General features: G+C 43.2%; 14 protein-coding genes. All 14 read right to left on the bottom strand.

What is annotated here, in order from left to right; translation table 11 throughout:
• Positions 1-11: 11 nt before the first annotated feature.
• Positions 12-938 carry a glycosyltransferase family 2 protein gene (locus HY064_12215; protein MBI3511422.1) on the bottom strand — a complete coding sequence of 309 codons (927 nt, stop codon included), beginning with the start codon at positions 936-938 and terminating at the stop codon, positions 12-14.
• Positions 935-1,630: a CatB-related O-acetyltransferase gene (locus HY064_12210; protein ID MBI3511421.1), complete on the bottom strand. Its 696-nt coding sequence runs from the start codon at positions 1,628-1,630 to the stop codon at positions 935-937. The genes HY064_12215 and HY064_12210 overlap by 4 nt, the downstream gene beginning before the upstream one ends.
• Entirely contained in the window at positions 1,627-3,045 is a 1,419-nt protein-coding gene (locus tag HY064_12205) for a hypothetical protein (GenBank protein ID MBI3511420.1), read from the bottom strand. Before HY064_12205 ends, HY064_12210 begins: the two co-directional genes overlap by 4 nt.
• Positions 3,046-3,061: 16 nt before the next feature.
• Positions 3,062-4,336: a DUF4910 domain-containing protein gene (locus HY064_12200; protein MBI3511419.1), complete on the bottom strand. Its 1,275-nt coding sequence runs from the start codon at positions 4,334-4,336 to the stop codon at positions 3,062-3,064.
• 63 nt (positions 4,337-4,399) lie between these two features.
• Positions 4,400-5,236 (bottom strand): hypothetical protein, encoded by an 837-nt coding sequence (locus HY064_12195; protein MBI3511418.1) that lies wholly within the window; start codon positions 5,234-5,236, stop codon positions 4,400-4,402.
• A 10-nt stretch (positions 5,237-5,246) separates the two neighbouring features.
• The gene (locus HY064_12190; protein MBI3511417.1) at positions 5,247-5,945 is read right to left on the bottom strand and encodes a class I SAM-dependent methyltransferase; all 699 of its coding nucleotides are present in this window, start codon (positions 5,943-5,945) and stop codon (positions 5,247-5,249) included.
• Positions 5,946-5,950: 5 nt separating this feature from the next.
• A complete protein-coding gene (locus tag HY064_12185; protein ID MBI3511416.1) occupies positions 5,951-7,006 on the bottom strand; it encodes an N-acetylneuraminate synthase family protein in 1,056 nt (351 codons plus the stop codon).
• A 16-nt stretch (positions 7,007-7,022) separates the two neighbouring features.
• On the bottom strand, positions 7,023-7,847 hold the full coding sequence (locus tag HY064_12180; GenBank protein MBI3511415.1) for an SDR family oxidoreductase: 825 nt from the start codon (positions 7,845-7,847) through the stop codon (positions 7,023-7,025).
• Position 7,848: 1 nt separating this feature from the next.
• Complete coding sequence (locus HY064_12175) at positions 7,849-9,180, bottom strand: glutamate-1-semialdehyde 2,1-aminomutase (GenBank protein MBI3511414.1); 1,332 nt, start codon at positions 9,178-9,180, stop codon at positions 7,849-7,851.
• A gap of 12 nt (positions 9,181-9,192) precedes the next feature.
• Positions 9,193-9,954, bottom strand: a complete 762-nt coding sequence (locus HY064_12170) for a glycosyltransferase family protein (protein MBI3511413.1) — start codon at positions 9,952-9,954, stop codon at positions 9,193-9,195.
• Entirely contained in the window at positions 9,951-10,481 is a 531-nt protein-coding gene (locus tag HY064_12165; protein ID MBI3511412.1) for a GNAT family N-acetyltransferase, read from the bottom strand. The genes HY064_12170 and HY064_12165 overlap by 4 nt, the downstream gene beginning before the upstream one ends.
• A gap of 1 nt (position 10,482) precedes the next feature.
• The gene (locus tag HY064_12160) at positions 10,483-11,136 is read right to left on the bottom strand and encodes a glycosyltransferase family 2 protein (GenBank protein MBI3511411.1); all 654 of its coding nucleotides are present in this window, start codon (positions 11,134-11,136) and stop codon (positions 10,483-10,485) included.
• Positions 11,137-11,179: 43 nt separating this feature from the next.
• A complete protein-coding gene (locus tag HY064_12155) occupies positions 11,180-12,421 on the bottom strand; it encodes a glycosyltransferase (protein MBI3511410.1) in 1,242 nt (413 codons plus the stop codon).
• Positions 12,422-12,469: 48 nt separating this feature from the next.
• On the bottom strand, positions 12,470-13,618 hold the full coding sequence (locus HY064_12150; protein MBI3511409.1) for a glycosyltransferase family 4 protein: 1,149 nt from the start codon (positions 13,616-13,618) through the stop codon (positions 12,470-12,472).
• Positions 13,619-13,623: the final 5 nt, after the last annotated feature.

Raw genomic sequence — 13,623 nt, 5'->3', positions numbered from 1 at the left:
AAAAAACCGGCCTAACTTCTTCCTGCCATCTTCGATAAACGTGCGGCGAGGTTGAATCCGAAATTTCTCACGAGAAAAGCATACATTCCTGAAACGCCGGGACCGGATCGGATACTGTATCGCCCCTGGAAAAGGGAATTGTAATATTTCATTGCGAGAATTTTATCATGAGAATACAAACGAAGCAATGCACCTGCAATATTCAGCATGAGCGCCTGTTTTCTTTTTTCTGTCATCGACCGGTTTTCTTCCAGCCACTCTGCGATCGCGCCCCTGAGCGCGAGATAACGTTCAATATTTTTCGCCGGCTCTGCTGATGAAATGGAACCGGAAGTACGGCCGTGCACAATGGTATTTGTTCGCTTATCAAAAACAACACGACAATTTTTTTTCAGCATCCGGAACATGAGTTCGGCTTCCTGGCTGCTGCCGAGATCTTCCGGCCAGCCGCCACATTCTTCCAGCGAACTTTTCAAAAAAAGATTGGAACAGGTACAACCCAATTTTCCTGCAATCAGCGCTTCAACCGGATCTTCAACCGATACATCAACACTCCATTCTTTTCCAGAACTTTCTTTACGATATGCGCCTGCGATGAGCCCGGGATTATTATTTTGTTCTGCAAGTTTGACCTGTGTTTCAATTTTTGCCGGAAGTAATTCATCATCGGCGTCGAGGAACTGAATATAAATTCCCGTAGCAGCGCGCGTTCCTTTATTTCTTGCACTGGAAGCACCGCTCTTCGCCTGCCGCTGAAATTGAATTTTTTTCGGAAATTTTTTTTTATACTTCGCGATAATTTCATTCGTCCCATCGGTGGAGCCATCATCGACGAGAATGATCTCTGTATCGGAATACGTTTGATGGATAACAGAATCGAGCGCCCTGGAAATAAATTCCGCAACATTGTAACAGGGAATGACAACAGAAACTTTCATTGCGGTTTAATTGCTCCGTCTTTTTCGAGCGCATCGAGGAAAGCATTCGGATCATCCATGTGGTTCACCTGCTTTTTCAAAACTTCATCAGGAAGATTCCACCACTCCGATGCAAGCAATCGCGCAATAGTTGCTTCATCAAAACGATAAGCCACTATGCGCGCGGGAATGCCGCGCACGATCGCATAAGGAGGAACATTTTTATTTACGAAAGATCCTGCAGCAACAACTGCCCCGTGGCCGATGCTTACGCCGGAAAGAATTATGGATTGTGATCCAACCATCGCATCGCATCCCACTTCGGTGAGACCGCGGCTTCCCTCATCATATAATTTTTTATCGGTCCAACCCCGCTGTGGATTATAAAAGATCCTGTTCATACTTACAAATTGAACAGGATGGCTATCGAATCCAAGCATTACGCCCCAACCAAGGCCGGAAAAATCACCAATGGAAGAACAATAACCGATGTAACAATTTTTACCGACGACCACATGCTTTCCCATTTTTTTAAAACATGGAGCAAAGAGCACATTTTCTTCCACCACAACGCCATTGCCGAAATTTATCCAGCGCGGAATGATGGATTTAACCCATTTGTATTTTTCTTTTTGCGGATAAACAAAACGAAGCGTAAAAGATGTTTTCCATCCTACGAGCACCTGATAAACAGAACGAAAAAATATTCTCATTGAAAAATATTTTGAATAATTCCAGGGTCAAATATCCCAAAAAAATTTCTGCTGTCGCCATGCAAATAATCTTTTGTGAGCTTCTCCAGCGGATTTTCATTGGCAAGAAGACGACAAGCTACCCCTCCATCAACAATCCCGTTCACATAACCTTTCAGTTCGGGAGCAACATCCAGAGCGAAATTCTGCGAATTGCACCGTAACGCTTCGTAAAGCGTAGTGGAATAAATGGAGATATGCGCAACAGCAAGAGGAAATAGTTTTACAACCGGAAGATCAGTAAAGACCACATTTTTAAGATCATTGAGTGCGGAATAAAGTTCCCTTTTTTCATTGGGATGAAGTTTAACAAGAATAACATGATCCCCGAATCTTTTTGCGCAATCGGCAGAAAGCCATTCGATGTAACGGATAAAATGTTCGTGAAGGAAAGTCTGCGTGGTAACGAGAATTATTTTTTTTTCGGGATCCATTCCTGAAATTGAAACGGCAGAAGAATTTGTTTCATCTTCAGCGTGAAAATATCCGGCAACATGGATCGCCGCCGAAAGAAATTCGTACCCGGAAGACAATATCTGTTTCCAGTATTCACCGTAAACAAGTATGTGATCCGGAAACAAAGCACGTTCTCTTACAGTTTTTATATTTTCCGGCATGCAATAAAAAACATCTTCCTTCGAGATCAAACCATGTTGGGCTTCAATCACTGTTCTGCCGGCTTCGTGCATGGCATGAATAGCGCCTTCATGATGATAATGACAAAGCAAAACTATTTTTTTCTGAGGAAGAATTTCCAGGATGTACTTCCACACACGATACTCGTCATAAAATTTCTCCAGTGCAAAACCCACATTCTTTTGCTCCTCCACGTTGAAAAGATGTTTCGTATTCTGAAAAAAAGTACGTAATTCTTTCCTGAATTTTTTTTCATGCTCCCCGGGAGCGCACAGCTGAAGATATCCTGCGAACCGGATCACACTCAGATCGAAATCACTTTTTTCAGGGGCCTGATTTTCTTTGAGCATCGCAATGCGATCGCGGCCAATGGTGTCCTGCAGTTTGTAATAATAAAAGGAACGGATGCTTCCGTCTTTTTCTTTGTGAACCCGTGGAGAATGATCGATAAAAAGAAATGGCCGTTCAACCAACTGATGAAGTTTTTTCAATTCTGCTTCAGCAATTTTTTTTTGATCTGCATTTGAACGAATGCGTTGAAACGTTGACCGGAGATCATTGATCAGCTCCGGTTCATCGAAACTATTCCTGATCTTTCCCTTAGCAGAATAATTCACTTTCAATCCTTCGAGGACCACCTTCACAAGATTAACTGATCCGCAATCGAAAATTTTCAAATCGGGAAAACGCCGATAGAAATCGGACTTGAAAAGTTCGAATGAAATGATAGTCGTTTTCATTTTTCTGTGATAGCGTTCATTTCTCACCGCGAAGCAGATCTTTAGCGAGACAGTTTTCGACAATAGGTATCAATTGTGAAACCGGCACACGAATCTTTTCTGCAATGTCAATGAGATCGATAGTTCCGTCAGCATAGCTTAGTAAATGAAGGAGATCACGCGTCTGCTGCGCGAGCTGAGAATTCCCCCCCTGCTGCGGATACATTCCGCGTTTACCCAACTGTAGTTCGCAATAAGGTTGCGTGACCGTGTATTTCTGATTCGCACCGATAGCGTCAATGATCTCCGCGTAAACAGAAATAGTTTTTTCCATTGCGCTGAAATCAATAATGCTTTTATTGTCGAGCGAAGAATGATATTCGGAATATTCCTTGTAAGGTGTGCGCATGAGCGATCCAACGGGGAAATTAAAACCTGCGGAACAATATTGGCGTTCATCACTTCCTCCAATGGAAAAATCGCGAAGATCAAATTCTTCGCCGGAATATTTCAGCACATGTTCTGCCGTTTTATCAGCAATGGAATTTCCTCTTTTGGATCTTTTGTAATTTAATTTTCCAGCGTGGCCCACGCAGGTCACGACGTAACCTGCATCGAGTTTTTCTTTGAGATGCATTCCTCTTTCCGCAAGAAATGCAATAACACCGATAGTTTCCGGAGCAAAAACAAAACGGATCGTGTGCCGGCTTTTTTTATTTTCAGAAATTAATCTTTTATAAAGAAAAGCAGCAACCAGCGGGCCCGAAAGTTCATTCACCGCCATCGAAGGATGACAAACATAAGTGGAGATCAGAATTTCCCTGTCGCTGGTTCCCGGGATCACAGCTTCCCCAAAAGTGAGCGAACCGTTTTTCAATTCCGAATCGATCTTCACTTTGAATTTTCCATTCTTTGGCATTTCACTGAATTCTTTTTCTGACATGCAGAATCCCCATGTTTCTTTATAGTAAGAAGTGACGTAAGGAATTGCATTGGGAAGAATATGAAGATGATCTTTGAGTTCATCAAATGAAATTTCAGCATCAACAGGAACGGAATAATTTACAACATGAAGGTTGTTCTTTTTTAACTCCGCGTATTTTTTTCCATCCGGCCCGAGTATCCACGCGTCGCTGATATTCCATTCTTTCGGAATTTCCCAGTCGAAGACTTTTTTTCCTGTAGGCACTTCCTTTAACTGAAGCGGAATAATTTCGCTGATGATCTTTAAAGAATCACGCAGCCCGTTGCCGGTGATGCTGCGGCAAATAGGCCAGAGCCGGTCGAAATATTTTTCTATCTCTTTATTCATCGTGATTCATTGGTGAAGCTCAGCTAAGATAATCATTCAGGAGTGTTCCCTGCCCTTGTAAATTCATGTTCCGAACAGGCGGCGAAAGAAATTGGAGTTTCCTTTTTTTCCTGATGAAGAAATCGGCATTTGTTCTTTTCCTGAAAATTCTTTCCAGGCATCAGCAAGTGCAGGCAAATAAGCGTCAAAATCTTTTGTAGCTGCTTTTTTCCATTCACCGAAAGCGTGGAGGTAATCATAATATTTTTCAAAAGAAATATCGTTGAATGGCACGCTACCGGATCCTGCACCGGAAGTAATGGATGAAGGGGAGAGAATGCGCGCATAAACCGGATGTTCTTTTTCCGCCGCGATCTTTTTTTTGTTGCTGTAATACAAATGCCACGATTTGCTGTGGTCGGTATAGAGCAAATTTCCCACGGAAGAACTTCCTGGCCCATTCCACTCTTTCAGTAAATGTTCACTCCGGTGAATACAGGTACTTGCCATCCATTCCCGTTGCTGTTGCGTGATGACCCCGCTCGAAGAATCGATAAAAGTGTGAAAGGAATCGAAATAAATATCGAAATCAAGTCCGGCAGCGTTTTCAAGAATGTGAGGATTGATGAGGTCATCATCGTCGAGCTTCACAGTATATTTTGCTTCGCTGAAAAGTTTTTTTATTTCAGGACGTGAAAAAATATCTTTTATCGCTGCAAATTTTTCTTCACGCCCCGAATCCGGAAGGTGAACATAGTGGAATCTCCCTTCTGTTTTTTCTTCGTCCCCGAGAATAAGGACTTTCCATTCTTTCCACGTTTGTTCTTTAAGTGCGCGGAAATACAAAGCATTCAGCGCAGAACGCAGCTTCGAACGTTTTGCCGCAGGTGTAAGATGTGTTACAAAAAGAAAAGATGTCATGAACTTATTACTACTTCATCTTTAGCACACCGATACCGAAACGTTTCTGGTTCCAGTCTTTCACGAATTCCCTGTGCTCATAATTTTTTTTGATCTCCGCCCAGAATTTGTAAACGTTCGTTGTTTCATCAGGATGAACAACGATATCATGGAAAGCGACCCATCCTCCGGGTCTTACTAGTGCAGAATACATTTCAAAATCTTTTTTTACGCCGTCGTAGGAATGATCGCCATCAATAAAAAGATAATCTATTTTTTTACCGTCCAGATTTTTTTTCAATCCTTCGAATGTTTTCTCCGTATGCGAATCGTCGCGCACCAGTTCAATTTTCTGTTCATTGCAGGAAAAGGAACGATAGACCAGCACTTTGCTTTCAGGATAACCGCCACCGTAAGGCCCTTCGGGAAGATCGATGGAAACAAGGATCGCATCCGGTGCAGAAAGCCGCGCCGTCATAAAAAGCGTACCTCCATTTGCAGTGCCGATCTCCACGGCAACGGCAGGTTTTATTTCTTCGATCAAAGCTGCGAGTTGTTCCATTTCCTCCCTGAACTGCCAGGGGCGTATCAACTCTCCCTGTTTTGAAAAAAGAAAATCTATGACCCGTTCCGAATTCCATTTTTCCTCACGGGTTGTGTCTAAATACAACCGTAATCTTTCAAATCCTCGGCGGATAAGTATCTTTGAAACAAATGCAGGTGTCTTCATGCCGTTCAGTTAAACATATTCCATTTCAGAACTTCATCTTCTTTTATAGCGCGTAAAGATTTTTTACCAATGAGCTGATCGATATCTTTCGGGCTGATCCCTGATGCAGGGCGTTTCCACGTAAGGTCATCGAATTCCACCACTTTCCCTTCCGCTATATTTCTTTTTGCTACTAAGCTCCTGCGCGCATTCGCTCTCGATTTTTCTTCGCCCGTCAGCGGAAGTTTTTTAAAAGACCCCAGTACTTTGAAAGTGAAATCCATTTCACTGTTGAAATGTTTCAGATCATTTTTATCCATCGCATGGTAATGATCATTACCGGGAAGTGATTTATCATGCGTAAAATGTTTTTCGAGAAATGCAGCGCCAAGGTGAGTCGCCAATTTCAACACTTCCATTTTTCCCGGAAGTGTGTGATCGGAATAACCGGGAATGGTTTGCGGATAATGATGTACCTGGTCGATGAGCATTCCGAGATTTGCATTTTCATCAAGCGTAGGATAATTGAGAATACAATGCATGAGCACCACTTTATTCCCATGCTTTGCAATGGTGTCGAGCGCCTGCTGAATTTCCCAATGATACGAGGATCCTGTCGAAAGAATAACAGGTTTTCCGAAACGACACTGGTGTTCAATGAAAGGAAGATTGGTGATATCGCTGGAAGAAATTTTATAGACCGGCATCAGGTCGTTTAGAAAATTTGCCGACTCCACGTCGAATGCAGTTGACATGAATTCAATTCCTGCTTTGTCACAATATTTTTTCAACTCTTCGTATTCTTTCTTCCAGAACTTATCGTACTTCTGAAAAAGTTCGTGCTGGCTGCGCGTGGGTTCCTTTGTAATATCCCAATAGTACGGGCTGTCTTTACTCGCGATCGTGTCGGCTTTGTAAGTTTGAAATTTAATGGCATCGGCCCCGGCTTCAGCCGCTTCATCGATGAGACGTTTCGCCAGTTCCATCGATCCTTCGTGATTCACTCCCGCTTCCGCGATCACATACGGGCGCGTGAGAATTTTCGAATCGTAATCGCTGATGAATTTTAAAATATTTTTCATTGCTCAGATTTAAAATTTACCATGCTGTCCAACCGCCATCCACAATCAGATTGTGTCCCGTAACATAACTGGAAGCATCGCTGAGTAAAAAAATTGCGGCGCTCGCCACTTCGTGATTGTAACTCATTCGTTGCATCGGAGAAAAGTTGGCGAAATTCTTCTCGAACTGATCTTCATGATTATTCCACACACCATGCGGAGTGACCTGGTTCACGCGAACTCCTTTCGCCGCCCAGTAAGTAGAAAGATATTGGGATAACGCTTCCACTCCACCTTTCGAAGCAGAATAAGCCGCCGGGCAACCGATGGAAGTTCCTTTGTAAAGATTCTGATTCGGCGCAACGACAGAATAGGTAGAAGGAATATTAATGATGGCGCCACTGCCCTTCTCCGCCATGTGAGAACCGATAACCTGGCAGGTGAGAAAAGTTCCTTTCAGATTCGTTTGCACCACCGCATCCCAGTTCTCATCGGAATATTCTTCGAACTTCTGGAAAAAATTATTTGTTTTATTCTGGTGGCCATTGATGAGTCCGTCTATTTTCCCGAATGAACCCAGCACATTTTCTTTCAAACTCATCACAGAATTCCGGTCGGCAACATCCACTTCTATTCCAAGCATTTTACGCGCGTGCTTTTTTTCAAGTGCATCTGCTTTTACAGCCGGGTTCGCAGCTTTGATATCGGCGATCACCACGTGCGCGCCAAACTGTGCGCAAGCTTCTGCAAACGCGCGCCCGATGAGCCCGCATCCGCCCGTGATGATGATCACTTTTTCCCGGAGATCAAATTTTGTTTTGAAATCAATAAGATCCGGATCTGTTGTTCTGATGTTTTTCATGTCAGATAATTTTTCTGAAAACGGGTTTGATGCTATCACCAGCAAGATATTTTTCATAACCGTCATCCAGTCCTTTTTTGTAAACACTCATTGCTTCATCGGCCGCCCATAGAATATGATCCATATCTTCTTTCGTGTGGCTGAAGCAGGGACAGAATATTCCCTGGAACAAAACGCCTCGTTTGATCAGTTCCTGGTTGAACAACGTTCGCATTCCGAAATCTGCTTCTTTTTTTGCATTGCGGAATCCCATGCTTGCATGCCAGTTGAACTGGAGTTGATCGATGTACTCATTTAATCCGTGCTTTTCTATCAGCGACTTTATTCCATTCACAAAAATATCGCCAATAGCATGGTTGTGTTTTAACACATCCTTTGTTTCAAATTCATTTATTGTAGCAAGGCCGGCAGCGATCGAACACGTTTCTCCACCGTGAGTTGTTGAAACAAGAAAAAGTTTACGTTCACCTTTCCTGCGGATGCCGCCGAGTTCCATCACTTCTTTTTTCCCGGTGAGTGCGCAGAATGAAAATCCATTTGCAATTCCTTTTCCCCAGGTGGCCAAATCGGGAACGACGCCGAACTTTGCACAGGAACCCGGGAACGCCGTTCTGAAACCGGTGATCATTTCATCAGCGATATACAATGCACCGTGCTGGTGCGTGAGATCGATCGCATTTTTGAGATAATCTTTTTCCAGGATATTTATTTTCTCCGGTTCAGAGATCACGCATGCAATTTGCCCGGGATATTCTTCAAACAGTTCCCTGAGTGAGGAAAGATCATCCGCTTTGTACATCACCGTCATAGCGGCAATTTCCTGCGGGATCCCGAAATTCGCAGCAGTAGAACTGATGAACCAATCATCGTAAGAATAGAATGGATGGTCTGCAGGGCGCGCTATTAATTTTCTTCCCGTGTATGCACGTGCGAGCTTTACCGCTGCAGTAGTAACAACGGAACCATTCTTTGCATACTTGATCAGGTCATGTCCATCAACAAGCGAAAGAAATTTTTCCGCCATCTCTTTCTCGATCACAGAAGGCCTCGAAAAATTATTTCCTTTTTCCAATTCTTCACGCACACGCGCCAGCACCGGCTCGTATGCATGCCCGAGACTCACCGATGCAAGTCCGAGTAAACATTCGATGTATTCATTTCCATCGGCATCCCACACATGCGATCCTTTTCCCCGAACAATTGCAGCCGGAGAATGCAAAGGAAATTGGTCATCACCTTTTGAATACGTATGCGCGCCTCCCGGAATAAGATCGTGAATTGTTCTTCGATACTCATCCGACCGTGTGAAATCTGAAATGTATTTCTTTTCCATCCGGAAAGAATTCTATTTTATTTTTTTGTCTTCGCTAAGCGATCTTGCATAGCCCGCATTGATCACGCTTTTTTTATTCGCAGCAATAATTGAAGGATCACGCAGAATAAGATCTACCACCTGGGTGATCGTAAAATCTGCTGAGGGAGCGAGTGTTTTGAAAATATTTTCTATTGCTTCATGATCTTCGGGAGTATCCACCGAAAGTTTGAAACAATACCGCGGATCGTATTTTTTATAACCGGCGAGAAATTTTCCCGAATCTTTCATGTAAGGAGTCACATGTTCGCGTTGCGATTGCAGATCGGCTTCTTTCCACGTTTGCTCCAGTACACTGTACCGGAAAACTTCCGTATCGCATCCGTCTTCGAAATGCGGGGCAAATGAATTGGTGAAATAATCCAGTTCGTGTCTTGCAAATTCATCGAGTGCAAAACGGATCACGCTCTCGTGATGCAAAGGACAATCTGCGGTAATGCGAACGATGGTGGTGTTGGATGAGGCACCAAATTTTTTTGCCGCTTTATAAAACCGGTCCAGAACATCCTCTTCACTTCCGCGGAAAAATTTTATTTCCTGTTCAACACAGAATTTTTCAATCGCATCATCTGTTTTTTTATCACTCGTAACTACAACCACCTGCCCGCGACCCGTGTACACGCCAAGACGGTCAATGAGATGCTGTAATTGAAGTTTTCCACCGATGGGTTTCAGAACTTTTCCCGGCAGACGTGTGGAGCCCATGCGGGCCTGTATGAAGATCAGCGGATTCATCCTTTTGAATTGTAAACAGACATGATGATCTTATCCACGAATTTTCCATTGGAGAAAACATGTTCGCGAAGGCAACCTTCCTGTACAAAACCCAGTTTTTTATAAAGCTCAACCGCGGTTTCATTATTGGAAAAAACCGTGAGCCAGACTTTATGAAGATTTAGTTTTTCAAAAGCGTATTTCACGAGCAACACACACGCATCTTTTCCGAAACCTTTTCCCCACGAATTTTTATCGCCGATGAGAATTCCCAGTTCACCATTACGATGGACCCAGTTGATATTGCCGAGTTTGATATTCCCGATGTGTTTCTTTTTTTCTTTGTCGATGATGGCGAACATCACATCCGATTTACTTTTCGAAACGTGATCGAGAAATGCTTCGAGCGAAGCGGCCGATGAAGGAAAAATTCCGGTCTCCAGTCCCACTGTAACTTCCGGATCATTGAGCCAGGAAAGATATTCCGGGGTTGCATCATCGGCAGTGACCGGCCTTAATCCTGTTCTTTCAGTTTCAGTAAAATACATATCAGGAATTTGATCCGTTGTGTTTCTGGTCGAGTTTGCGGCGATACTTTTCCATTTCAGCTTCGTTGTCGGTGAGATTTCCTCCGTGACGGCGATAACGGTAAAGCGGAAGAATGATATTGTAGATATTATATTTTTTCAGGAAACGAATTCTGAAATCCTCATCTTCTCTTGCGCGGAAATCATCGTCATACAAACCGATATCGAACAAACGATCTTTGCGGAACATGATGCCGCATGCAATTGGTTTCAGGGATGCGTCGATCCATTCAATATGATCGCCGAATTCATTCACCACATGATAATCGACAGCCACCGCATCAAGACGATTGTTTTCAATAAGAAAAATAGATTGAACTTTCAGCAGATCGGAGTGAATGTAATCATCGGCATCAAGGAACAGAACATATTGTCCGTGTGCTTTTTTTATTCCGAAATTCCGTGAAGCCGCGAGACCGATATTTTTTTCCATCCGGAAGAGGCGGATCTTCTCTCCATAATTTTCGAGCACTCTTGGTGTTTCGTCTGTACTCGCATCGTCGATCACAATAATTTCGAACTGCGAAGGATCGAGCGATTGATTTTGCACACTGCGAATTGCACGTTCGAGGTAGCGAGCATAATTGTAAGCAGTAATAATTACGGAGACAAGCATACGCTCTGGTTGGAAGCACTAAATTACGGAAAATAGAGCGACGTCAGAACAACAGGATCCGGCTGATAAAATCGCGGAAATTAGAGGGCGCGAGGAAATATTTCAGGAAATGCCGGCGAGAATTTTCCGATAATTTTTTCTGTAGTTCAAGATCACCTGCAAGACTCGAAATAAATCCGGCAGCTTCTTCATCCGAAAATTCTTCGGGCAGCAAATGTCCGTTTTCTTCATTCACGATTTCGGGCGTTCCGTAAACTGCAGTTGCCATGGAAGGAATTCCGAATCGTTGTGCTTCCATGATTGAAACCGGAATTCCCTCACAACGACTCAGGTTGATAAAAAGATCGATATCGCCTTCCGCATATTCCTTCGCGATGATCGCGTTGTTGGTGAATCCGCGGAGATCAGATTTAATATTGGAAGACAGAAGCGAAGTTTGTTTAATGAGTTCTTCGAGTGCGATACCTTCTCCTCCATAATGGATCCATCGCACAGGAATTTTCAGTCGCGAAAGAATACCCGGCATGCGCTGGATTCTTTTATTGGCGGAAAGATTCGAACAGGTGACAACAGTGAATTCTTTTCCGCTCCTGTTTTTCCGTTCACCAAGATCGTCTACGCCCAGGCGTGCATACGTGAATTTCGAAACATAAGACGGATAATACTTTTTAAGATGAAGACAACCGTGTTCGGAGATCGCGGCAACTTTATCAATCCATTTCAATTTGAACATCATAAAAGGCAGCGGTGTCATTTTTTCCGAGATACCCGGCCACCATTCGTTGTAGAGATCGATGGAATGTGCGCGTGAAAAAAAATAACGGATGATATTTCTTTTTTTCAGCAATGCCAGCATCAGGGAAGAATTATGCAGCCAATACGTATAGAAAACAGAATTTCCGATGTCGATCTTATTTTCATTCAACCATTTTGTAAATGCATCGGCACTCGCCTGCTGGTAAAGAAGAATGGACGCGTATCTTTTTGTAAAACGAAAAAAATATTTTCTTTTCGGATGAGAAAAAAATTCGGAGAAAAACACAGAAAGAAATTCTCCCCAGTGTTTTTTCGGCGCACCGGAAAGTCCCGGAAGTTTATTGATGAGGAGTATTTCTGTATTGGATGGCAATGGATAGACGGGAGTGCGTTCTTCATCAAAATATTCTGAGGGAATGATAATGATCCTGGAAAATTTTTCGGCGAGAAAGGACAACTCGTCGGAAATATATTTTTCCTGCCTGTCGAACGGGAATTTTTTTGTAAAAAGAAATAATGTCTTTTTCATCGATCGCGGCAACGGTGCGCTGAAATTTCCGGAAAGGTACGGCAAGAATCAGGAACTGAGTTCCTGCAGCACCCTGTAAAATCTTTCCATGATCTTTTTTTTGTCGTGGAATTGTGTGACGTAATTTTTTGCAGCTGCCGACATGCGCTGATAAATTTCTTCCTGCTGGAGGATATTTTCCGTTTCGCCAATTACTTTTTCCAGCGAATCTCCGGCAACAATTCCAGCGTGATGTTTGGAAAGCATTCCTTCGGGATCAACATTCATTGAGATCACCGGGACGCCGTATTTTGCCGCCTGCAGAAATGTATTCGGGAATCCTTCGAATGAAGAAGTGTTGATGAGCAATTTCGATGATGCAAAAAGTGATTCGATCTGATCGGCAGGAACAGTATTCAGCCAATTGACATTCGGGGGTACCGATTGTTTGAGCCGGTCATGCATTTCCGCATCGAGACGATTACAAACCATGCAGAAAGAATTCGACTTCATTATTCGCGCGATCTCCAGCATGAGTTCCGGGCGTTTTACACCGCTGCTTTTTCCAACCCACAGAGCATCGTATTTTTTTTCAATCTTATTATCCGCGTGATGCTCAAGATCGACCGGGTTGTACAACACTTCACCTTTTGCACTGAAACGTTCCAGCATTTCCAGTTGCGAACGATTCTGAACAAAAATGTGATTTGAACATATCACAATATTTTTTAATTGTTCCAGCGAAATTCTGTTCCATTCTTCGGTTTCTTTCTGATCAAAGTTTTTTCCGCCGAGATCCATATCACTCGCGATACGCAGAATGAATTTCTTTTTTGTTTTTTTTGCGTATTCCGAGATTTCCAGCGCTTGTTTTGAAAATCCCTGCAAATAAATAATATCAGGATCGCACTGCGCGATGAATTCAACGAGCGTGACTGTCCTTTTTTCACCGGCCAACCTGTTCTTGATCTTATTCGCCAGCGACCTGCTTTTTTCCCAATGGCCCTGTCCTTTCATTCCCGGGTAACCGATCACTTTCACTTTCCCCGACATTTTCATTCCTTCATCATGATCGCGTGTAACCACCGTTACTTCTATTCCTTTTTCAGAAAGCCCTCTTGCGTAATGCGCAGCTTCGATCTCGATCCCGCCGAAAATGAAATTCGTATGCGGAAAGAAAACCGACCATGCATCCGGTGAATAGACCAGTAATTTCATTGTGA

Source organism: Bacteroidota bacterium, from assembly GCA_016194975.1.
Classification (GTDB): domain Bacteria; phylum Bacteroidota; class Bacteroidia; order Palsa-965; family Palsa-965.
This window is presented reverse-complemented; position numbering and strand designations above follow the sequence as displayed.